General features: G+C 42.4%; 18 protein-coding genes. 8 read left to right on the forward strand and 10 right to left on the reverse strand.

Going from position 1 to position 20,915, the window contains the following annotated elements; genetic code table 11:
- The first annotated feature begins 3 nt into the window (after positions 1–3).
- The 3 genes from guaB to pdxH all read left to right on the forward strand — a co-directional run bounded on the left by guaB (position 4) and on the right by pdxH (position 3,846).
- Entirely contained in the window at positions 4–1,476 is a 1,473-nt protein-coding gene (gene guaB / locus JMX63_RS06640) for an IMP dehydrogenase (RefSeq protein ID WP_057760534.1), read from the forward strand.
- A gap of 211 nt (positions 1,477–1,687) precedes the next feature.
- The gene (glmM, locus tag JMX63_RS06645; protein ID WP_201571690.1) at positions 1,688–3,055 is read left to right on the forward strand and encodes a phosphoglucosamine mutase; all 1,368 of its coding nucleotides are present in this window, start codon (positions 1,688–1,690) and stop codon (positions 3,053–3,055) included.
- Positions 3,056–3,183: 128 nt separating this feature from the next.
- Positions 3,184–3,846 carry a pyridoxamine 5'-phosphate oxidase gene (gene pdxH, locus JMX63_RS06650; protein WP_180952616.1) on the forward strand — a complete coding sequence of 221 codons (663 nt, stop codon included), beginning with the start codon at positions 3,184–3,186 and terminating at the stop codon, positions 3,844–3,846.
- 130 nt (positions 3,847–3,976) lie between these two features.
- Here the strand turns inward: pdxH and JMX63_RS06655 are convergent, their stop codons facing one another.
- The 7 genes from JMX63_RS06655 to JMX63_RS06685 all read right to left on the reverse strand — a co-directional run bounded on the left by JMX63_RS06655 (position 3,977) and on the right by JMX63_RS06685 (position 12,326).
- On the reverse strand, positions 3,977–5,239 hold the full coding sequence (locus tag JMX63_RS06655; protein WP_201571691.1) for an HlyD family secretion protein: 1,263 nt from the start codon (positions 5,237–5,239) through the stop codon (positions 3,977–3,979).
- Between the two features lie 85 nt (positions 5,240–5,324).
- The gene (locus JMX63_RS06660; protein ID WP_201571692.1) at positions 5,325–7,013 is read right to left on the reverse strand and encodes an efflux MFS transporter permease; all 1,689 of its coding nucleotides are present in this window, start codon (positions 7,011–7,013) and stop codon (positions 5,325–5,327) included.
- A 364-nt stretch (positions 7,014–7,377) separates the two neighbouring features.
- The gene (locus JMX63_RS06665; RefSeq protein WP_102077995.1) at positions 7,378–8,007 is read right to left on the reverse strand and encodes a glutathione S-transferase family protein; all 630 of its coding nucleotides are present in this window, start codon (positions 8,005–8,007) and stop codon (positions 7,378–7,380) included.
- 4 nt (positions 8,008–8,011) lie between these two features.
- Positions 8,012–8,689, reverse strand: a complete 678-nt coding sequence (locus tag JMX63_RS06670) for a type 1 glutamine amidotransferase domain-containing protein (protein ID WP_102077994.1) — start codon at positions 8,687–8,689, stop codon at positions 8,012–8,014.
- 239 nt (positions 8,690–8,928) lie between these two features.
- The gene (locus JMX63_RS06675; RefSeq protein WP_102077993.1) at positions 8,929–9,978 is read right to left on the reverse strand and encodes an NADP-dependent oxidoreductase; all 1,050 of its coding nucleotides are present in this window, start codon (positions 9,976–9,978) and stop codon (positions 8,929–8,931) included.
- A 167-nt stretch (positions 9,979–10,145) separates the two neighbouring features.
- Complete coding sequence (locus JMX63_RS06680) at positions 10,146–11,357, reverse strand: iron-containing alcohol dehydrogenase (RefSeq protein WP_102077992.1); 1,212 nt, start codon at positions 11,355–11,357, stop codon at positions 10,146–10,148.
- A gap of 369 nt (positions 11,358–11,726) precedes the next feature.
- Entirely contained in the window at positions 11,727–12,326 is a 600-nt protein-coding gene (locus tag JMX63_RS06685) for a TetR/AcrR family transcriptional regulator (protein WP_057760518.1), read from the reverse strand.
- Positions 12,327–12,754: 428 nt separating this feature from the next.
- Here JMX63_RS06685 and JMX63_RS06690 point away from each other — a divergent pair, with 428 nt between their 5' ends.
- Positions 12,755–14,233, forward strand: coding sequence for an aldehyde dehydrogenase family protein (locus JMX63_RS06690; RefSeq protein WP_102077991.1), 1,479 nt, complete (start codon positions 12,755–12,757; stop codon positions 14,231–14,233).
- 114 nt (positions 14,234–14,347) lie between these two features.
- Here the strand turns inward: JMX63_RS06690 and JMX63_RS06695 are convergent, their stop codons facing one another.
- A complete protein-coding gene (locus JMX63_RS06695; RefSeq protein ID WP_057760515.1) occupies positions 14,348–14,596 on the reverse strand; it encodes a hypothetical protein in 249 nt (82 codons plus the stop codon).
- A 199-nt stretch (positions 14,597–14,795) separates the two neighbouring features.
- Between JMX63_RS06695 and JMX63_RS06700 the strand changes: the two genes are divergently transcribed.
- The 4 genes from JMX63_RS06700 (at position 14,796) to JMX63_RS06715 (ending at position 19,048) form a co-directional block, all read left to right on the forward strand.
- Complete coding sequence (locus JMX63_RS06700) at positions 14,796–16,178, forward strand: DASH family cryptochrome (RefSeq protein ID WP_201571693.1); 1,383 nt, start codon at positions 14,796–14,798, stop codon at positions 16,176–16,178.
- A 69-nt stretch (positions 16,179–16,247) separates the two neighbouring features.
- Entirely contained in the window at positions 16,248–16,685 is a 438-nt protein-coding gene (locus JMX63_RS06705; protein ID WP_102077989.1) for a DUF3429 domain-containing protein, read from the forward strand.
- A gap of 315 nt (positions 16,686–17,000) precedes the next feature.
- Entirely contained in the window at positions 17,001–18,248 is a 1,248-nt protein-coding gene (locus JMX63_RS06710) for an NnrS family protein (RefSeq protein WP_102077988.1), read from the forward strand.
- A gap of 284 nt (positions 18,249–18,532) precedes the next feature.
- On the forward strand, positions 18,533–19,048 hold the full coding sequence (locus JMX63_RS06715) for an Rrf2 family transcriptional regulator (RefSeq protein WP_102077987.1): 516 nt from the start codon (positions 18,533–18,535) through the stop codon (positions 19,046–19,048).
- 125 nt (positions 19,049–19,173) lie between these two features.
- On the opposite strand, the gene JMX63_RS06720 is transcribed toward JMX63_RS06715, so the two are convergent.
- Both JMX63_RS06720 and JMX63_RS06725 read right to left on the reverse strand, forming a co-directional pair.
- The gene (locus JMX63_RS06720) at positions 19,174–19,920 is read right to left on the reverse strand and encodes a hypothetical protein (protein WP_102077986.1); all 747 of its coding nucleotides are present in this window, start codon (positions 19,918–19,920) and stop codon (positions 19,174–19,176) included.
- A gap of 132 nt (positions 19,921–20,052) precedes the next feature.
- Positions 20,053–20,799 carry a hypothetical protein gene (locus tag JMX63_RS06725; RefSeq protein WP_102078452.1) on the reverse strand — a complete coding sequence of 249 codons (747 nt, stop codon included), beginning with the start codon at positions 20,797–20,799 and terminating at the stop codon, positions 20,053–20,055.
- Positions 20,800–20,915 lie beyond the last annotated feature (116 nt).

Below are 20,915 nucleotides of genomic sequence, written 5' to 3' on the forward strand. Positions count from 1 at the left end.
TGTATGTTGCGTATTGTCGATGAAGCCTTAACCTTTGATGACGTTTTATTATTACCAGCCTATTCTGAAGTTCTGCCAAAAACTGCTGATCTGTCTACTCGTTTGACCAAAAATATCACACTTAATCTTCCGCTAATCTCTGCGGCGATGGATACTGTGACTGAGTCTGAAATGGCTATCACTATGGCACAGCTTGGTGGCATGGGTATTTTGCACAAGAGTATGGACATCGAAAAGCAGGCCACACAAGTACGCCGTGTCAAAAAATTTGAAGCGGGTACCGTTGTTGATCCTATCACTGTACATCCAGAGATGACCATTGGTGAATTGCTACGTTTGACCCAAGATAACAATATCTCAGGTGTGCCTGTGGTCGAAAAAGGCACAGATAATGTTGTGGGTATTGTTACTCATAGAGATTGGCGTTTTGAGACCAATTTATCATTGCCAGTTAGCCAGATCATGACGCCTAAAGAGCAGCTGGTTACCGTACACGAAGGTGAAAGCAACGAGAATATCAAAAGACTGTTGCATGAGCACCGCATCGAAAAAGTCATCGTTATTGACGATAACTTCCGCCTGCGTGGTTTGATTACTGTTAATGATTTTGCCAAAGCTGAAAACAATCCAAATGCATGTAAAGACGAACAAGGTCGCCTACGTGTTGGCGCAGCTGTTGGTACTGGTGCAGACACGCAAGCACGCGTTGAAGCATTAATCGCTGCTGATGTTGACGTTATCGTCGTGGATACTGCGCACGGTCACTCAAAAGGCGTGATCGATAAAGTCTCTTGGATCAAGAAAAACTACCCGCATGTACAAGTAATCGGTGGCAACATCGCAACAGGTGAAGCTGCAATCGCTTTACGTGACGCAGGTGCTGATGCAGTAAAAGTAGGTATCGGTCCTGGTTCTATCTGTACCACGCGTATTATCGCAGGTATCGGTGTGCCACAAATATCAGCCATTGATAACGTTGCCAGTGCTTTAAAAGACAGCATTCCATTGATTGCTGACGGTGGTATCCGCTACTCAGGCGATATGGCAAAAGCAATCGCTGCAGGTGCATCATGCATCATGGTTGGTTCACTCATGGCTGGTACTGAAGAAGCACCAGGTGAAGTTGAGCTGTTCCAAGGTCGCTACTATAAAGCGTATCGCGGTATGGGTAGTTTGGGTGCAATGTCAGGATCAAACGGTTCTTCAGATCGCTACTTCCAAGATGCAAAAGACGGCGTAGAGAAGCTAGTGCCAGAAGGTATCGAAGGCCGTGTTCCTTATAAAGGACCAGTTGCGGGTATCGTTAACCAGTTGGTTGGTGGCCTACGTTCATCAATGGGTTATACGGGTTCTGCCACGATTGAAGATATGCGTACCAATCCGCAGTTTATCAAAGTAACCTCAGCGGGTATGAAAGAGTCGCATGTGCATGACGTGCAAATCACTAAAGAAGCACCGAACTATCGAGTAAACTAGATCGTTCCGTAAAATACTTCTCTTTTGTAGATTTAAAATGTATTGATGTTAGCTGAGACGTAAAGCTTCAGCGAGCTTAAGATACAAACAGCCAACAATGCTCTGTTATTGTTGGCTGTTTTTTTTGTAAAATACAGAAACAGATTATTACAACAATAGTATTGCCTGCGTATATGCTTGGCCTTTTATTTTTTGACTTGAGGAACATATAATGAGCTATTTTGGCACTGATGGAATTCGCGGAAAATTTGGTGAATTACCAATTACACCTGACTTTATTTTAAAACTAGGCTATGTCACTGGACTTGTACTCATAGAAAAAAATGAAAACTCTACGCGTAAGCCAAGTGTGGTGATTGGTAAAGATACACGTCTGTCAGGTTATGTGATAGAAGGAGCATTGCAAGCGGGTTTTAATGCGGCTGGTGTTGATGTTTATATGCTTGGTCCATTGCCAACCCCAGCGATTGCGCATTTGACCCGTAGTTTTAATGCAGATGCTGGTGTGGTTATTTCAGCCTCGCACAACCCTTACTACGATAATGGCATCAAATTTTTCTCAGGTGATGGCAAAAAGATAAGTGATGAGATGCAAACTGCAATCAATGATAAATTGACGGCAATTATGAACGACGTTGGTAGTGATGTTGCCATAATGCCTATTCTTGATCCTGCACATTTGGGCAAAAACAACCGAATTGATGATGCTAAAGGTCGCTATATTGAATTTTGCAAAGGCAGTTTTCCTTATCAATATGACCTCAGTCATCTGACGGTAGTAGTGGATTGTGCCAATGGTGCAGGCTATAGCGTAGCACCTAGAGTAATGCGCGAGTTGGGTGCCAACGTGATTGCCATCAATAATACGCCAGACGGTATCAATATCAATGCTGAATGTGGTTCTACCCATCCTGAAAGCTTACAAAAGGCTGTGCTTGAGCATGATGCAGATGTCGGTATTGCACTAGATGGTGATGGCGATCGTATCGTAATGGTTGATGAGACGGGTAAGCTAGTCGATGGTGATGGTATTTTATATGTGCTTGCTACCCAAGGTAAAACCAAAGCTGAAGGCGTAGTGGGTACACTCATGAGTAACATGGGATTAGAGTTGGCACTAAAAGATGCAAATATTCAGTTTACCCGTGCAAAAGTGGGTGATCGCTATGTGATGCAGGACTTAGAAGCCAATGGATGGATATTGGGCGGTGAGCCATCTGGTCATATCTTATGCTTAGATAAAAGTCGCACAGGGGATGCTATCATTGCTGGCTTGCAAGTACTGGCAGTCATGCAAGCCAGAGAGCGTGCGTTAAGTGAGCTTGTTGAAGGTTTTGAAGTGTTGCCGCAAAAGCTAGTCAATGTACGTTTGTCTCAAATGCAAGACCCATTCAAACATGAGGAGCTGGTTGCTGCTTTTGATAAAGCACAGGCAACGCTAGAGGGTCGTGGTCGTCTATTGATACGTCAGTCAGGTACAGAGCCTATGATTCGCGTGATGGTAGAGTCAGATGATGAAATTGAATGCGATGTAATGGCTAATGACTTAGCTGATCTTATAAAATCAGTACTAGGCTAATACTATTTAAGGCAATAATTGGTATTCAAAATAGTAACTGGTATTTAAGATAATGACTGGTATTCAAGATAATAACTGGTATTTAAGATAACAATATTATAGTTTTCAAATAAGGAACTGCTATGAGCATGGACTTTACCGACCAACGCCTCTCATACGAGAAAGGTGAGCTTGACCAACAGTCAGTACCAACGTCACCATTCGAGCTTTTTAAAGCTTGGATGAATGAGGCGTTAGCACAAAAGGTGCAAGAGCCTTATGCAATGAGTTTGGCGACATGTGGCGCAGACAATAAGCCTAGCGCCCGTATTGTGCTACTACGTGAGATTACTGAGACAGGTATCGTTTTTTATACCAATTATGAAAGCGCAAAAGGGCAAGATATTGCAGAAAATCCTAACGCTGAAGCGTTATTCTTCTGGCATGAGCTAGAGCGTCAAGTCCGTGTCAGCGGTAGTATCGCTAAAATAGATGCTGATAAATCGGCTGCATACTTTCAAAAACGTCCTCATGATAGTCAAGTAGGCGCTTGGGTCAGTCAACCGCAAAGTGGTGAAGTGGCCAATCGTGAAATCATGGAGCAAACGTTTGAACAGCTTCAAGCAGCGCACCCTGACAATACTACTGTACCAACGCCAGAGTTTTGGGGTGGGTATGAGATTATGGTTGAAAGTATTGAGTTTTGGCAAGGTCGCGCCAATCGGATGCATGACCGAATTGTGTATACGCAGAGTAGCGGCGATGACAGTGAAGGCAATACAAGCTGGACGACCAAACGTTTATTACCATAGTTGCTGTAGTTTGAAGCTATAGATTATACAAAACTAAAAAAGCCACTCTAAATCCAAGTTCTTTGGTGTCTAGAGTGGCTTTTTTACGTTGACTATTTACCTTGTTTGGCATTATTTTTTATTCAACCTTTCATTTAATATTGGTATCGACATCCACTGAGACTGACATGCCAGGACGTAAGCGTGCAAGTTCAGGCTGGTTTTGGTCTAGGTCTATGCGTACAGGAATACGTTGAGCAATTTTTATGTAGTTACCTGTCGCAGGGTTGGCAGCAGCAGCACTAAACTCGCTACCAGTCGCTGGCGAGATATTACTCACGTGACCCGTAAATTTGGCACTGCCAAGCGCATCGACATGAATGGTCGCAGGCTCGCCGATTGCCATATTGGCTATTTGAGTTTCCTTAAAGTTTGCAATGATCCAAATGCCTTTTGGTACGATATACATGAGCTGCGTACCAGCGCTGACGTATTGACCTTCTTTGACACTGACTTGGCTTAGCTGGCCAGATTCAGGCGCAGTGATGATAGTATTGTCTAGATTGATTTGCGCTTGCTTGACGCCTGCTTCAGCATTTTTAATATTTGCGTCCAGCGATGAGCGACTGCCACTGGTCTTTTCACGGTTTTCTTGGGCGGCTTGCAAATTAGCCTCTGCTTGCTGTACACCTGCCTGCGCTTGAGCCAATTGCGCCTTGATATGAGCAACTTCTGCTTTAGATACCGCACCAATAGCATCTAAACCTTGATAACGGTTAACATCTTCACGTGCACTCTCCACATTGATTTTGGCACTATATAAATCGGCTCTACGTGCTTCAATTTGTGCTTGGCTGGTTTGCGTATCTTGCTCATTAGTAGAGCGGTTAGTAAGAGCTACTTCGGTATTTGCTTGTGCCTGATCGAGCTGCTGCTGAAAGGTTCGATCATCTATCTTTATGAGTAAGTCGCCCGCTTTTACGTTGGCGAAGTCTTGCACGGCTACCTTGGTCACATAGCCAGAAACTTGCGGGCTAATAATAGTCGTCTGACCTTTGACAAAAGCATTATTGGTTTGCTGTACCGTTGGGGTAAATGGTGGGAGCTTCCACGCATACAAAATCAATGTCACGCCAATGACAATCAATAAAATTAATAAGCCTAAGTTTAGATAGGATTTTTTCTTGGGCGACCAACCAGTAGTATCGGGTATTGGCTCTTTTGGTGGCATCGGTGGTTCATTGCTGTCTGAACTGCTTTCTATATCACCTTCTGCTGTCTTAGTTGCTGATGGCGAAGAAGTTGCAGCAGACTCTTCTTTACTTATATCGGACGCTAGAGGTGTGTCTGTTGCTGGAGCATCAGTGGCCGTCTGAGGTGTTTGACTAAGCTCATTTGGTTTTTCTTGGCTCATGACATGCTCCTAAATTTTTAATAAATATTAAAATAGACTGGCTATAAATGAATGGGGTGAAACATGATTAATAGAATAAACTGAGTTATTTTGACTCACGCATTTTTGCAATAACGGCAAGCTCTTTGGCAAGTGGATTGCGCTTGTGGTAACGGTTATAAAAATAGTTGATCAATAAAATGGCTGTAACGAAAGTAGCAAAACTGGCCATCAAAAAGAACAGATCGCTATAAGCGGAGACAGTTGCTTGGCGCTGAATCCCTTGCAACACTTGGCTCATCGCGGCCACATTCGCTTGCGCTGCGTCCGTTGTTTGGTTTGACAATACACTACGAGTACCAGCAATTTGAGCGCTAAACGTAGGATCACCCAAATTCAGTGAGCTGACCATATCTGCATAATGCATTTGTGTACGAATGGTCGTAAATGCCTGAATAGCCGCTGCACCTGCCAATCCGCCAACCGTTTGGGAGATACCAAAGATAACCGAAAAACTAATGATATAAGCAGGGCCACTAGCAATAGCCCGCAAGAATCCTTCGAAAACCAAAGGCCCCATAAAATACACCGCGGCAAATGCAATCAAAAACTGGCTAATATAAAACATATCAGGTGCGGAGTTGATAGAGACCCCAACGTCCATCCAAGAACCTAAAGCAATCAATGCCACTGCAAAAATAACGGGACGGCGCAAGTCCATTGGATTGGTACTAAAAATACTAATCACCAAAGCCAGCACACTGGCAGCCATTATGACAGCATAAAAAGTAACCAGCTGATCATTGCCATAGCCCAAATTGGCAAGTAGGCCTGCAGCACCGACATTTTGTTCAGATAGCAAAATTCGCATGACTGCGCCAGTAATCATAAAGGCAATAATATTGCGGCTACGCATCCAGCGGACTTGTAGCATCGGGTTTTTGCGATGCGTTTCAATCCATAAAGCGATGCCAATCCCAACAATGGCAATCATCAGTGGATAGACGAGCCAAGGCGTCGTCCACCATAAAATCCTACCTTGCACCAAAATTACAGCCAGTGCCGCCAAACCGCTCGCAAAAAAAGCAAAGCTTAAAAAATCGAGTTTCTCAAATACTTTTTCGGTATTACCTGGCGGTAACTCCAATATGTTAATCAGTCCAAAACAAATCAATGCTAAACCAAATTGAAATAAAAATAAATTCTCAAGCTGACCGTCGATGGCGAGATAGGGCGAGATGATTCGTGATAATGGAATACCAAACTGCACCAAGCCAAAACCCAATATTAAGCCACTGGTCCGCTTGACGGTTGGCATGCCTTGCAAACAGTAGAATAACCCTAAAATGGTCATGCCACTTGCCACCATACCACTAAGTCCCCTGGCGACAATCTCTAGGTAATAAGGCTCAATTCCTATATTAGGCGTATCTAATAAGTGACTACTGATTAGCCACTGTAAACTCGTGGCGGCCAACAAAAAGAACAGAGTGATTTTGCTAAACAGTGACATACCAAATTGTTGGCGAATTTTGTACAGCAGAACGGTGATACAGGCATTGGTCATATTATAGCTAACAGATATCCAGCCACCTTCAGCTGGCGTTAAGCCCAGTTGACCCTGAATTTGAGTAAGATTTGCGACGAGCAGACCGTTTTGGAAACTGGCAGTGAGACCAACGAAAATTCCGATCAGTAAGTAAAATAATTTGCGGCGTGCAGGATGATCAGGATTGGCAGGAGAGCCCACCATTATCGGTTGTTCGTGGGGCTTAAACTGATATTCATTACTCATGGACGTACCATAATCTGTATAAGGAAATAGAATGGCATAGAACAGATTCCAGACGCAAAATCAGGTCAGTACGATGAATGTTCATAGCTTAAAAACAGCGGAGTTACTGATATAAATGCTGGTCAAACTGGAAAGATAACCCAAGAAATGCAGGGCATATTTTATCATAATCTTTATAGCGCTTTTGTCATTATCGCGTAACTCATTGGCGCTATTGAATAAAGATATAGCAGTATTTCGTGCAATATGACGAACATTAAAACAAGCGATGCAACAAGTAAAAAATGCTATACGCATAAAAAACAGCTCTATACAGAGCTGTTTGTGTGTATCGGAAAATTGGTCTGTCAGTTATGATGCAATGCTAAACGGATTGGTCGTACTTAGCCTCTAGCTGCATAGCGCGCTGATAGCTATCGAGACTGGCAAGCGCTTCAGCATACTGCCTGATATTCGAGTAAGCGTCGAGTTTTTGACGCTTAGCGAGAATGATTAAGTCAAATGACAACATAAAGTCAGCACCACTTAGCTTATCACCCACAATGAACGACTTACCTTTAACCGAAGCATCCAGATATTCAAACAATCTGGTTTTTTCTGTATCGATATAGCCACTCAAAAACTCATTGTCATCAATGCCTGCTTTTTTGGTAAATAGCTCAAGCATTAATGGCAACATCAGCGAGCTTTCTGCAAAGTCAATCCACTGCAGATAATATCCATAATCTGAACTATCTGTAGCAGGGCGCAGACGCTCTGGCGCAAATCGTTCAATCAATAACTCTGTAATCGCACCGGACTCAGCGTAAGTCTGTCCATCCATCTCGATAACCGGAGATTTACCGAGTGGGTGAACTGCCTTCAGGGAATCTGGTGCCAAATGAGTTTTGGCATCGCGCTGATGACTGACCACTTCATAAGGCACGCCTAGCTCTTCTAAGAGCCAAAGCGTACGCAACGAACGTGACTGATTAAGGTGATGTAAGCGAATCATGATATTAACCTTTGAGCTTGTTGATCAAACGCTTAGCCGCTTCTTCTGATGAGGCTGGGTTTTGACCTGTGATCAATAAACCATCTTCGACCACAAACTCTTCCCAATCAGCGGCTTTTTTATAGTTACCACCGTTGGCTTTCAAGACATCTTCTACTAAGAAAGGCACCACGTCTGTTAGGCCAGCCGCTTCTTCTTCTGAGTTGGTAAAGCCAGTAACGGTTTTACCTTTTACTAAGTATTCGCCATCAACTTTGACGCTTTTAAGCGCGCCAGGTGCATGACAAACAAAGGCAACAGGCTTGTCTTGCTTGACGAAACTCTCGATCAATTCGATAGAGTTCTTATCTACTGCCAAGTCCCACAATGGACCGTGACCACCTGGATAAAAGACTGAATCAAAATCTTCTACTTTCATGTCAGCAAGTTTCTTGGTATTGGCCAAGTGCTCTTGCGCCTCTTTGTCGTCTTTAAAACGCTTGGTATCTTTGGTTTGTGTATCTTCAGTATCGCTACTAGGATCTAGTGGTGGCTGACCACCTGCAGGAGACGTTAGAGTGACATTAGCACCCGCATCGAGAAACGCATAGTAAGGAGCTGCAAATTCTTCTAGCCAAAATCCTGTCTTTTTACCAGTATCGCCTAAACGGTCATGAGACGTTAGTACCATTAAAATGTTCATAATTATCCTTGTTTATTATTTATGTGTTAGTAACTATGTAGCCAACAGTCATAAGTTTTCCGTTGCATTATTAGCTGTTTTTACTTAATTAGCCTAGATGCAAATAATGACTGTTAGCATTATTCCTGCTTTGTAAGCAACTTTCAGTAGTGATATTAACAATTTATGTTGTTAAGTAGTTATTCACAACGATTGCTAACTGTCAGTAGCTGCTTAACTAGTCAATGTTTAACCAATAACTAGTTAACGTCAGATACTTTGATTACAGTCTTACCAAAGTTATCACCGTTTAACATACTGACAAATGCATCTGGGGCATTATCTAGACCGTCAGTAATGTGCTCTTTGGTTTTTACTTCGCCTGACTCCACCCATTTGCTCATGGTTTCTAAGAACTCTGGGAAGTGGTCGCCATACTCTTCAAAGATAATGAAGCCTCTGACAGTTAGGCGTTGGCTTAAGATAAGACCCATCAACATACCTAGGCGATCTTTGCCATCCGGTAAATCAGTTGCGTTGTACTGCGATACCAGACCACATACTGGAATACGTGCGTGGTCGTTAAGTAATGGCATTACCGCATCAAATACTTTACCGCCAACGTTTTCATAGTAGATATCGATACCATCTGGACATGCTGCTTTTAATTGCTCAGCGAAGTCGTCAGCTTTGTGATCGATACAGACATCAAAGCCAAGCTCATTGACCGCAAAGTCGCATTTCTCTTTGCCGCCTGCCACACCGACAGTGCGCAGACCATATTGATTACCCACTTGACCGACAGTGGCCCCGACCGGTCCAGTGGCTGCTGCCACGACTAAAGTTTCGCCTTTTTGTGGTTTACCGATATCAGTCAGACCCATATAACCCGTAAACCCTGGCATACCTAACACGCCTAAACCATAAGAAGGGTTAGACATGTTTTTGTCTAGTTTCAGGACGCCTTCGCCATCACTGACACTGTAGTCCTGCCAGCCTGAGTTTGATACGACTAAGTCGCCTACCGCGAAGTTGTCGATATTCGACTCGACCACTTGCGCTACGGTACCACCCATGATGACGTCACCGACTTCTAATGGGTCTGCATAGCTTTTTGCATCGCTCATACGCCCACGCATATATGGATCTAGTGACAGATATACCGTGCGTAGTAGCATCTCGTTATCTTTTGGCGTAGGAATGTCGCTAGTTGCCATGTCAAAATTGTCAGCAGTAGGTACGCCATTAGGACGGCTCGCTAATTTGATTTGACGATTTGTTTGTTGATTCTGTTGTTTGTCGAAGCTCATTGTAGGACTCCTTTATATTTATTAATTGTCATTATTATAGTGGTGTTAAATGTAGTAGCTACCCAACATGGAATAGCTACTACTATAAATAGCATAACGATATGTACTTATTGTTACTGCTGCGATTTTTCTTATAATTCTTCTGACAGTTCTTGCTATAGCGCTTATTAAGACGCTTTGCTAGTTACAGCGCGCTGCAAGATACGACGTGATACTTCTAGGTCGTTGGTACCATGTTCACCAAGCTTGACCATGTTATGCACTTCAAGCTGCTTGATGATTGGAACAATCGCTGATTCCGTCAAGTCAACATCTTCTAGGCTAACTGGCAAGCCAAGCTCGCGGAAGAAGTTTTCAGTGTAGACAATAGCCGTTTCGATAATGGCATCGTCGTCTAGGTTAGTATCGGTAATGTTCCATACGTTACGCGCATACTGAAGCAATTTTTCTTTTTTGCTTTCTTTTAGCTCACGCATCACTGATGGCAATACGATGGTTAGCGTACGTGCATGATCGATAGCGTGTAGTGACGTCAGCTCATGACCAACCATATGAGTTGTCCAGTCTTGTGGCACACCAGTACCGATCAGACCGTTCAATGCCATGGTCGCTGTCCACATAATGTTCTTACGTGTTTCTAGGTTTTCTGGATCTTGCTTAACAACTAGACCTTCATCAATAAGGATTTTAAGCAGGCTTTCAGCGAAGGCATCTTGGACTTTAGCGTTTACTGGGTAAGTTAGGTACTGTTCCATTACGTGAACAAATGCATCAGCCACACCATTCATAACCTGACGCTCAGGCAAGGTAAGTGTTTTGATTGGATCTAGGATTGAGAATTTAGGGAAGGCCAGTGGGTTACCAAATGGTAGTTTTGCTTGACGTTCGCTATAGTTAATCACGCCGCCTGAGTTCATCTCAGAACCCGTTGCTGGGATGGTCAATACCGCACCTAGGTCAACAGCAGAATCGATGTTCTTGCAATAACCCGTTAGCGCGTCCCAAGCTTGGTCACGTGAGACAGTACCGTCTTCTTCAGTTAATGAAGAAACGAGTGCAACAAATTTACTGCCGTCAATCACAGAACCACCGCCAACTGCTAACAAGAAGTCGATGTTGTGCTCATTCACCATATCAGCGGCTTTTAATAACGTAGTGAATTCTGGGTTAGCCTCGATACCACCAAATTCAAAAACAGTACGGTTACCGCTAGCCGCTAATGCAGTTTTTACTTCATCCAAAGTACCGGTACGCTGTGCTGAACCACCACCGTAAGTAATAAGAACGCGTGCATCAGTAGGGACTAGGTCTGATAATTGTTCGATTTGACCTTCACCAAAAACGATACGGACTGGGTTGTAATATTGGAAATTATTCATAAAATTCCTAATTAGTAATAAAAAGTTTTTAATAAAAACGGTTCAATTAAATTGTTTTGACATGAGATATTGTCTGATATTAATCAATGAATGATAAGCAATGCTCGTATAGACATTCATTCTTAATATTTGTGCGCATTGTACACCAATTAGACCAGTCGTCTAGCGATGTTTACAAAACTCTCGTATAATTGTTTAAGTCATATGCAAATGTCTTCAAGAAATTCGTTTAAAAAAGAGAAGGTCATAAAGCACACTGAATACTCAAGCATAATATTGATAGCTATTATCTATGAACGTTATGAATATTCAATGTGCCTTAATGGTTACGTTAGAAGTACAGTCGATAGAAATTCAAACGGTTAACGATTAGCGTCCCATTTGGGTCGTTGTCATCTGCCAAATTTCTGCTAAAGGCGTATTGGTTTGGCTAATCTTTGCAATTAAGCTTGCACCAAGCCATGCAAAATACCAACGCTTGGCCATACTCTCAGCCGAGATGTTATCGTGACGAGGGACAGACTCATCGAGCCAGCCAGCTTTGATCTGCTTGGCGAGCCACATAGTCGTTTGCTGATAGCCAGTATCGAGTGCCTTACGCATGGTTTCTGACATATCGGCTACCTCTGCGCTGAGCTTCACTACCAAGCATTTTTCATGGTCACAGCCGTTCTGCTGGGTGTCATACCAGTTTTGAAAATAATCATATAGTTTTTGCTGTGCACTGACATCTTGTGCATCGATGACATCCAACCGAGTCTTATATAAACTAAAATAATGATTAATAATTGCTTCACCAAAGGCTTCTTTAGAAGCAAAGTAGTGGTAAAAAGAACCCTTTGGCACACCTGCTGTATCTAAAATTTGCTTTAGACCAACAGCGGTAAAACCTTTCTTAGCAATTAATTGGTAGCCAGTAGCAAGTAAATGAGCTTTGGTATCTGGGGTAGTTGCGTCTGTATTAGACATAAACAGGATTGTCTCCCTTAGTAGTTGCTTATATTAGCGTATGCATTAGATAGTCAGTTAAAACAGTTAACGTTCATTTGAACGTCACGTTGATGGCGTATTGTAATAGGATATAGTTATATATGTTACGTTTTATCAACAATATTCACTGACAAAGTAGTCTTGTTTTATTAATAGCTATGGTAGCATTAGACCAGTCGTCTAGCAAGGTGGGTTTTGTTGTTATCCGTTACCGTTAGTATTTATTACTAAAGATCATTTCTCATTAGAGCTTTTTTTAATTGATGACTATTGATTGATAGCTCAGTAACGATTTCAGACTTACTTCTTGCCAGATATTTTCTCATTAAGATATCGCCGACTTAATAATTTTATTCTAATAATCGAAAACCAATACTTAACATAATAAATTAAAAATAAGGATGATTATGTCAACCAATACTACGAGTGCATACAGTGACTTCCATTTGCAGTTCATCGCTGGTGAATGGCAAACCGGTAAAGACGATAGCACCAACAATAATACCAACCCATATAACGGTGATACGCTTGTAGAGATCCAGCAAGCGACCAAAGATCAGTTGAACGAAGCCTATGATGCTGCAACCCAAGCTCAAGAAACGTGGGCTAAGCAGACACCAGCAGAGCGTTCTGCAGTATTATATAAAGTGGTCAACATACTGGATCAGCGCCAAGAAGAAATCGTTGATTGGCTAATCAAAGAGTCGGGCAGTACGCGTATCAAAGCCATGGTCGAGTTCGGTGCGACGCGCGCGATTACCCTTGAAGCAGCGACATTCCCTAATCGTGTCCATGGTGAGATTCGCCCATCAAATACTCCTGGCAAAGAAAACTTCATCTACCGTGAGCCTATCGGTGTGGTAGCAGTCATTAGCCCATGGAACTTTCCGCTACATTTGACTCAGCGCTCTATCGCACCAGCCCTAGCGCTTGGTAACGCCGTGGTACTCAAGCCTGCTAGCGATACGCCAGTGACTGGTGGTTTACTATTGGCCAAAGTATTTGAAGAAGCGGGTCTACCAAAAGGTCTGTTAAACGTGGTTGTGGGTTCAGGTAGCGAGATAGGCGATGCAATCGTTGAACACAAAGCGTCAAGTTTTGTGTCATTCACAGGATCAACTTCAGTGGGTAAACACATCGGTGAGCTAGCTAATGGTGGTGAGCATATCAAACAAGTGGCACTTGAGTTAGGTGGAAACAGTCCATTTGTTGTACTCAAGGATGCAGATATTGATCAGGCAGTAAAAGCAGCCGTGTTCGGTAAGTTCTTGCATCAAGGCCAGATTTGTATGGCTATTAACCGAATTATTGTTGAAAATGAAGTGTACGATGAGTTTGTAGAGCGTTTCTTGTCTCATGTTAAAACGTTACAGGTAGGTGATCCTAACGATCAAGGTACTGCTATTGGCCCAATCATCAATGAGAAACAAGTTCAGTCACTTAGAGATAAGATTGATGAGGCACAGAAAGAGGGCGCAAAAATGCTCTTGAGCGGTGAAATCAATGGTCAATTAGTCCCGCCCCATGTCTTTACCGAAGTTACTAGAGAGATGGATATTGCCTATAATGAAATATTTGGACCATTGATAGGCATTATTCGAGCCAAAAATGAAGAGGATGCTTTGTCGATAGCTAATGATTCTATGTATGGCTTATCTAGTGCGGTGTTTACCGCAGACATGCAAAAAGGTTTACGTTTCGCTCGTGGTATCCGAGCAGGTATGACCCATATAAATGATATTCCAGTAAACGATGAAAGTAACGTGGCTTTTGGTGGTGAGAAAAACTCAGGCATCGGTCGTTTTAACGGTGAGTGGGTACTAGAAGAGTTCACTAGAACGCATTGGATCTCAATGCAAAATGAACCACGTGAATATCCATTCTAATTGTCCTAAAATAGAATGCTGATAGCTAATAAAAAAGACCGCTTTGATAGCGGTCTTTTTTGTGTGATATTTGGCAACTTACTGAGAATGACGTATTTGAAGTTGGTCAATTTCTTATCTGGCATGAAAGCCAAGTAGCCCTTCAATCTCTTCCATCGTCATCCGTCTTACCAGTGCTTGTTCTTCTACCGACAAGCGATTGGTGTGCTCTTTTATCATCGTATGAATACTCCGCGATATCTCAGAGGTAGTCGCGTAATACATTTGAGGCTGTTCTTTTGTCAATCTCATCAAAAATCGATTGATAAGTTTACGCTTTTCATCTGATTTATTTTCTTCAGTCGTAGTATTATTTTGAGTCATGGTGTTCTCCTAGAGGTAAGCCATTTAAGCAGTCAGACACATGAGAGTCAGTGCTTATAAGTAGTTTCTGGGGCTGAGCGCATTGCCTTACAAGTATTAGGCTCGCATCATAGTTGAATGCTAAGTATGTTTTACACTGTATATGATATTTCAAGATTAAAAATAATAAATTAGCGCTAAATAGCTAGAAGGATAGAGTATGTCAAATCAAGCAGCGAACAACTTAGCGAACGAGAATGTCACATTGGTGCTATTTCACAATGACTTGCGGGTAGCGGACAACGCAACTTTGCTAAAAGCATCTGAAATCTCCATTGATGGCAAACTGCTACTGGTTTATGCGTCATCGTTGACAGACATATTAGACGATAAAGACTATTACGATGCCTATCGTTATGAGGCTATGGGGCAAGCTCGTCAGCAGTTTTTGCATGAGAGCTTGGCTGATTTAAATACTTCACTGATGCAGCGCGGTAATAGGTTGCTGTATTTACAGAAAGGCGATGAAGCATTGGACGTCTTTACTCAGTTGAGTGATCTAATAGCGCAGCAACGAGTGACAGATATCTGCATCAGTCAAACGGCAGATTATAATAAAAACAAAGTATATGACCTTATGCAGGCGAAATATCCAGAGATACAGTGGCATATACATACAACAGCGACTTTGTTTGATAAGTTACCGCTAGAGAGCTTACCCAAAAGTTTTACGCAATTTCGTAAAAAAATCGAAAGTGACTATGATTTGCTGCATGCAGAAAAAGATATAGCCATTTCTCCAACGCCAGAAACACTTGCTCCATTGCCTGACAATATGTTGAGTAGGGACGAGTACTTTTTTGAATCGCAGTTGTCTAGTGAGACAGAGGTCAATAAGACATTAAAGCAAACATCTAACTTTACAGGTGGTGAGTCAAACGGTTTGAAGCACTTAGATGCTTATTTCTGTTCCGATGCGCCCAGCACTTATAAAACCACACGAAACGCGCTTGATGAGTGGGCGCACTCCACAAAGTTCTCCGCTTGGCTTGCAAACGGTTCGCTATCTGTAAACACAATATTAAATCGTTTGCGCCGTTATGAGCGCGATATTATCGGAAATGACTCTACCTATTGGATATGGTTCGAGCTGCTGTGGCGTGAGTATTTCTATTGGTATGCTGTCACCCATCAGCAAAAGTTGTTTTGGTTTAAAGGCATCGCTCAGCACGCGCCTTCAACTCAATTGATTGAGAGTCTGTTAGCGCAATGGAAGAATGGTACAACACAATATCCTATCGTCAATGCTTGCATGAACCAATTGAACGCGACAGGTTATATGTCGAATCGCGGACGACAATTGGTTGCCAGTTGCTTTATCCATGAGCTAGGCCTTGATTGGCGTTATGGGGCAGCTTACTTTGAGCAACATCTTGTTGATTATGATGTCGGCAGTAATTGGGGCAATTGGCAATATCTGGCAGGCGTGGGTGCTGATCCAAGAGGGTGTAGACAGTTTAATCTAGACAAGCAAACTCAGCAATACGATCCAAACGGTGAGTTTATCCGTGAGTGGCAAGGCAACACACAAAAGAGCGATTAATGTATGTTGAAAACTCCCACTCAACAGATGATAGCCATTATTAGACTAATTATAAGATAGGTTTAAACAATGAAAAAGCCCAGTCCTTATCTCACTTTTGCAGGTGCTATTCCGTTTGTCGCCTGTGCATTTTTGCTGATGATAGACGTTGTTACCGTGCCTATGCTTGGCTCGGTAGTCGATGTATTAAGTGCTTATGGCCTAATGATTGGCTCGTTTATGGCAGGCGCACATTGGGGCAATCATCTGAGCTTGACAGAGGACAATGAGTGGAGGGTTAAGCTGCCTATATATAGCAATGTCATTGCGCTTGGCCTTTGGCTTGGTTTTTTGACCTTGTCAGCCAGTAGCTTTATTTGGCTATTAGTGATTGGGTTTATAAGTCTGTTGGTTATCGATTATAGTCTGCATCGAGCGCAGATTATCAGTTACATATATTTTAAAGTTAGGCAGTATGTCACGGCGATAGTGGTCGTATCGTTAGTCATCGCGGCATTACAGTTGTAAGTGGTGTTGACTAAGTCATGTCTAAATAATAGCTAAAGAACAGCCAGCCTGATTTCTCTATTTTTATATAGTCAAATCCATATAAATCCGCTACATCGTCATCCTCGCTAAGCATACTAATGTATAACTTGCGCTCGGTTTCCTTGTATCGAAATTATTTGAATTCAACTATACTTGAGATTTTGCTTCTAGAGATTTCCGTAGGCGCTGCACTTTAATGGATAGAATATTTCAATAATCAGACTAAAGATTTATAAAGTTCATTTAAAATGAATGTTATAATTAAAGCCATCTATATTCTTTAAGAAGATGGCTATGCAATCTATCAAGTTACCTAGCAAACCACCAAGCTCTCCGAATCCTATCCTTAATTTAAGCTTTCGCATATTTTTTAGTGCTGCTGCGCTATTTGCCGTAGTAACGATGCTGCTATGGGCGTTTGTGTTCACTGGTCACACGGATATCGATGCACAGGTTTTGAACCCGTTATACTGGCACGGCCATGAAATGGTGTATGGTTATGCCCTAGCAGTGGTAGCCGGGTTTTTGCTAACCGCGGTCAAGACATGGACAGGGGTGATGATGCCGCATGGTTATAAACTGCTAGGTATCTTTGTCTGTTGGTTGCTGGCTCGTCTGAGCTGGTTGGGTTTTGGGCTTGGCATAACGCTCATAGGTGATAGTATATCGTGGCTATATATAGCAGCCATTTTTGATGTAGTATTTGTCGCCTCGATGGCATATGTGATATGTCGAGCAGTATGGCAAGTTAAGCAGTACAAGCAAATGGGTATCTTGGCAAAACTGGCACTGCTGACCTTTGGCAACGGACTCTGCTATTGGGGCATTATTAATGCTGATATGAATACAACTAAGATAGGTATTTATCTTGGGTTCTACTTGATCATCGGTTTGGTGCTGACTATTGGCCGCCGCGTAGTGCCATTTTTTATCGAACGTGGTCTCAGTATAGATATGGAAACGTCAGAACCCGTTAAGCTACGTAATAGTAAAGGACAAGATATCGCAAGCTTAGTGTTTTTCTTCGCCTTTTTTATCAGTGATGTGTTTTATCCAAACCAGTATTTGCTGACGGTTACGGCGCTCGGTGTGGCAGTCATTAATATCGTTCGCCTGATAGGGTGGTATCATCACGGTATTTGGCAAAAACCATTACTTTGGTCATTGTATATTGCGTTTTTGGGCATGTGTTTAAGTTTCTTATTATACGCACTACAGCCTTGGTTGGGTTATCCGCACAGCCTCGCCATGCATGGATTGGCGATTGCAGGTATCGGTATGATGACGGTGGCAATGATGACGCGAGTATCTTTGGGTCATACGGGTCGCAGCATTCACCAACCGCCCAAAACGGTAAATCTTATGTACGGTTTGATGGTATTGGTATTTGTTAGCCGCGTACTGCTACCATTAGTAGATATGAGTCATTACCTAGTTTGGATTATGATTGCACAGGGTGCTTGGATTGCTTGTTTTGTGCTATTTTGCATCAGTTATCTGCCCATGCTGGCACGTCCTCGGCCTGATGGTTTATTTGGTTGAAGCGGGCTAACGATACTGTTTACAAATGCTATGTCTAAACGTTATTACCAAAAATGCGACTTACTTTGTCTAGGGCGTGTCCTCAATTCGAACGAGTGTCCTTTAAATGGGCTAAAAATAGCTAAATTTTGCCAAACATCGTCAAATAGTTGGTCAATATCTTGATATTATCTGCACTATTTTTCTCGTTTGACGGCAATTTATCTCATTTTTATCACCATTTTTAAAATGAGAACACGCCCTAGCTTAATATATAAAATTTATAAAAATAGGAGCGCAAATGAATGCGACTGACCAATTATAGTGACTACGCGCTACGCTCATTGATTTATTTGGCTGTGAGACCAGATCCATCACTATTGGCTAATATTAGCGATATTGCTGACAGCTATGGCATTTCTAAAAGTCATTTGACCAAGATTATTCATCAGCTGGGTCAGCTGGGTTATATAGAAAGTGTGCGCGGCAAAAACGGTGGCATACGATTGGCACGTGCATCTAGAGATATAAATTTGGGCGTATTGATCAAACAGATAGAGCCTGATTTTAATTTGGTTGAGTGCTTTGCCGTACCAGTGTCTCATAATGATAGTGAGCAGGGCGATCATCAGACGGATTTACCAGTGACATTCATTGAGGAAGAAAAGAATAAATCACTAGGCTGTGTGATTAGTCCAGCCTGCCAGCTAAAAAGCGTGTTTTTTGAAGCACTCACCGCATTTATCAATGTGCTTGAGCGTTATACATTAGCAGATATTCTGAACAACGAAGATGAGCTTGCGACATTGCTGTTTCGGTAACAGCTTCGATAATAGTGTTGATATGATTATGATCAGCTCACAAAAATGGGTCGCTACACTAGTAAATACAGTAATAGCGACCCATTTTTATATCTATAAAAAATATATGTCTAAGGTGTGAGAAATTAGGCGTTTTCTAGTTTTGGACGTGCTTTCTCAACGGCTTTCACCAGAGCTTTCTCAAACCCACCTTTTTTGAACTGAACAAGATAAGAATGCGCAGCGCAGAAATTGCGTACGTCACGCCATTCATGAGCCAAATTGGTCGCCCAGTCGCAGTATTGCGCGCCAGCGTTTGGTTCGTTTTTCAGTGCTTTTTTGGTCGTGGGGTGTAATATCAGCTCAGGCAATACAGCTTCTAATAACTTAATTGGTGGACTCATAAAAGTATCATCTACATGCAAGCTTTGACTAGCAGGATGATAAGCCAATAAAGAACCTGCATGGATCATCTCATTGGGCGAGATATAATAAATGCCCTCTGACATTGAAAACTTAAGCTCAGGATAGCGTGCAGCGACTGCGTCACTTTCTACCAAGTCATCTGCCCAATCGATTTCTGGTACTTTTTTATGGTGACGACTACTGCCATAAAAGGTGGCTTGCGGGAAGTCTTTGGCCATTTGAGCACAGCTGACTGTATGAAACGGATGTACGTTCAGCACGGCTTCGACATCTTGACCATTATTGGTAAGTGCCATAATCTCATCTCGAACATCACCCGTGAGGGCGTAACTGTCCAAAAAGATAAATTTTCCTGATGATAGCTTGACTAGCGAGCATTGAGTGCCGATATTTAGCACGCCACCGAGACGGAATGTTCCGCGTATGTTCCGAAATCCTGCGCCTAAATCATGAATGTGATCAGTCATTTATAATTTTCCTCGTCTAGTTAATTAAATAAAATATGTAAATAAAACAAAGCTACTTTTTCACTGTAAACTTTGTTTTTCGAGCTGTTTTAATGGTATGTGTTCTAACTCTTTACGCCTTTATGTTTGTTTTTATGCCTTCTCAAGCTCAGGGCGAGCCAGATCAATCGCTGAAATAAGTGCTGTCTCAAATTGACCTTTATCAAATATAACCAATCCCGAATGCGCACTGCAAAAATTTCGACCATCACGCCACTCGCTTGCCAGCTCTACGGCCCAATCACAATAGTGCTTAGCTGCATCTGGCTCATCTTTGAGCGCTTTTTTGGTAGTAGGGTGTAAGCCTAGGTTAGGCTGCACGGCACTTATTAACTTGGAAGGGGGTATCTCAAAGGTATCATCGACATAAATGCTCTGGCTGGCAGGGTGGTAGGCCAAAAGCGAGCTGGCATGAACCGCTTCATCCGGTGAGATGTAATGGATGCCTTGAGGAATAGAGAATTTAAGTTCAGGGTAGCGCGCAGCAACGGAATCGCTTTCGACTAAGTCATCTGCCCAATTGACTTCAGGCACTTGTTCTGGATGTCGGCTACTGCCATAAAACGTCGCTTGCGGAAAGTCTTTGGCCATTTGAGCACAGTGTACCGTATGGAACGGATGAACATTGAGAACGGCTTCAACATCTCGACCATCATTGGTTAGTGCCATTACTTGCTGACGAACATTATCTTTTAATGTGTAGCTATCTAAGAATATAAATCGTCCTGATGGTAGTTTTATGAGGGCACATTGAACACCGATATCAAGTATGCCGTTCTTTATAAATGAGCCTCGAATACTCCAAAACCCTGCACCTAAATCATACATTTCATCAGTCATCGACATTACTCCTTGATAGTTCATTTATTCAATCGTTTTACTTTTTTGTAGCACCCTATAGTCGGTTCAATATAATTTGGATACAAGGAAGGCGAGTGAAAGCACTACAAGTTGTA

It is taken from the genome of Psychrobacter nivimaris, from assembly GCF_904846365.1.
In the GTDB taxonomy this organism is placed as follows: domain Bacteria; phylum Pseudomonadota; class Gammaproteobacteria; order Pseudomonadales; family Moraxellaceae; genus Psychrobacter; species Psychrobacter nivimaris_B.

What these genes read in the sequence shown, in the direction of transcription:
- guaB (WP_057760534.1), top strand. Translation starts at nt 4, where the DNA reads ATGTTGCGTATTGTCGATGAAGCCTTAACCTTTGATGACGTTTTATTA.
- glmM (WP_201571690.1), top strand. Translation starts at nt 1,688, where the DNA reads ATGAGCTATTTTGGCACTGATGGAATTCGCGGAAAATTTGGTGAATTA.
- pdxH (WP_180952616.1), top strand. Translation starts at nt 3,184, where the DNA reads ATGGACTTTACCGACCAACGCCTCTCATACGAGAAAGGTGAGCTTGAC.
- JMX63_RS06655 (WP_201571691.1), bottom strand. Translation starts at nt 5,239, where the DNA reads ATGAGCCAAGAAAAACCAAATGAGCTTAGTCAAACACCTCAGACGGCC.
- JMX63_RS06660 (WP_201571692.1), bottom strand. Translation starts at nt 7,013, where the DNA reads ATGAGTAATGAATATCAGTTTAAGCCCCACGAACAACCGATAATGGTG.
- JMX63_RS06665 (WP_102077995.1), bottom strand. Translation starts at nt 8,007, where the DNA reads ATGATTCGCTTACATCACCTTAATCAGTCACGTTCGTTGCGTACGCTT.
- JMX63_RS06670 (WP_102077994.1), bottom strand. Translation starts at nt 8,689, where the DNA reads ATGAACATTTTAATGGTACTAACGTCTCATGACCGTTTAGGCGATACT.
- JMX63_RS06675 (WP_102077993.1), bottom strand. Translation starts at nt 9,978, where the DNA reads ATGAGCTTCGACAAACAACAGAATCAACAAACAAATCGTCAAATCAAA.
- JMX63_RS06680 (WP_102077992.1), bottom strand. Translation starts at nt 11,357, where the DNA reads ATGAATAATTTCCAATATTACAACCCAGTCCGTATCGTTTTTGGTGAA.
- JMX63_RS06685 (WP_057760518.1), bottom strand. Translation starts at nt 12,326, where the DNA reads ATGTCTAATACAGACGCAACTACCCCAGATACCAAAGCTCATTTACTT.
- JMX63_RS06690 (WP_102077991.1), top strand. Translation starts at nt 12,755, where the DNA reads ATGTCAACCAATACTACGAGTGCATACAGTGACTTCCATTTGCAGTTC.
- JMX63_RS06695 (WP_057760515.1), bottom strand. Translation starts at nt 14,596, where the DNA reads ATGACTCAAAATAATACTACGACTGAAGAAAATAAATCAGATGAAAAG.
- JMX63_RS06700 (WP_201571693.1), top strand. Translation starts at nt 14,796, where the DNA reads ATGTCAAATCAAGCAGCGAACAACTTAGCGAACGAGAATGTCACATTG.
- JMX63_RS06705 (WP_102077989.1), top strand. Translation starts at nt 16,248, where the DNA reads ATGAAAAAGCCCAGTCCTTATCTCACTTTTGCAGGTGCTATTCCGTTT.
- JMX63_RS06710 (WP_102077988.1), top strand. Translation starts at nt 17,001, where the DNA reads ATGCAATCTATCAAGTTACCTAGCAAACCACCAAGCTCTCCGAATCCT.
- JMX63_RS06715 (WP_102077987.1), top strand. Translation starts at nt 18,533, where the DNA reads ATGCGACTGACCAATTATAGTGACTACGCGCTACGCTCATTGATTTAT.
- JMX63_RS06720 (WP_102077986.1), bottom strand. Translation starts at nt 19,920, where the DNA reads ATGACTGATCACATTCATGATTTAGGCGCAGGATTTCGGAACATACGC.
- JMX63_RS06725 (WP_102078452.1), bottom strand. Translation starts at nt 20,799, where the DNA reads ATGACTGATGAAATGTATGATTTAGGTGCAGGGTTTTGGAGTATTCGA.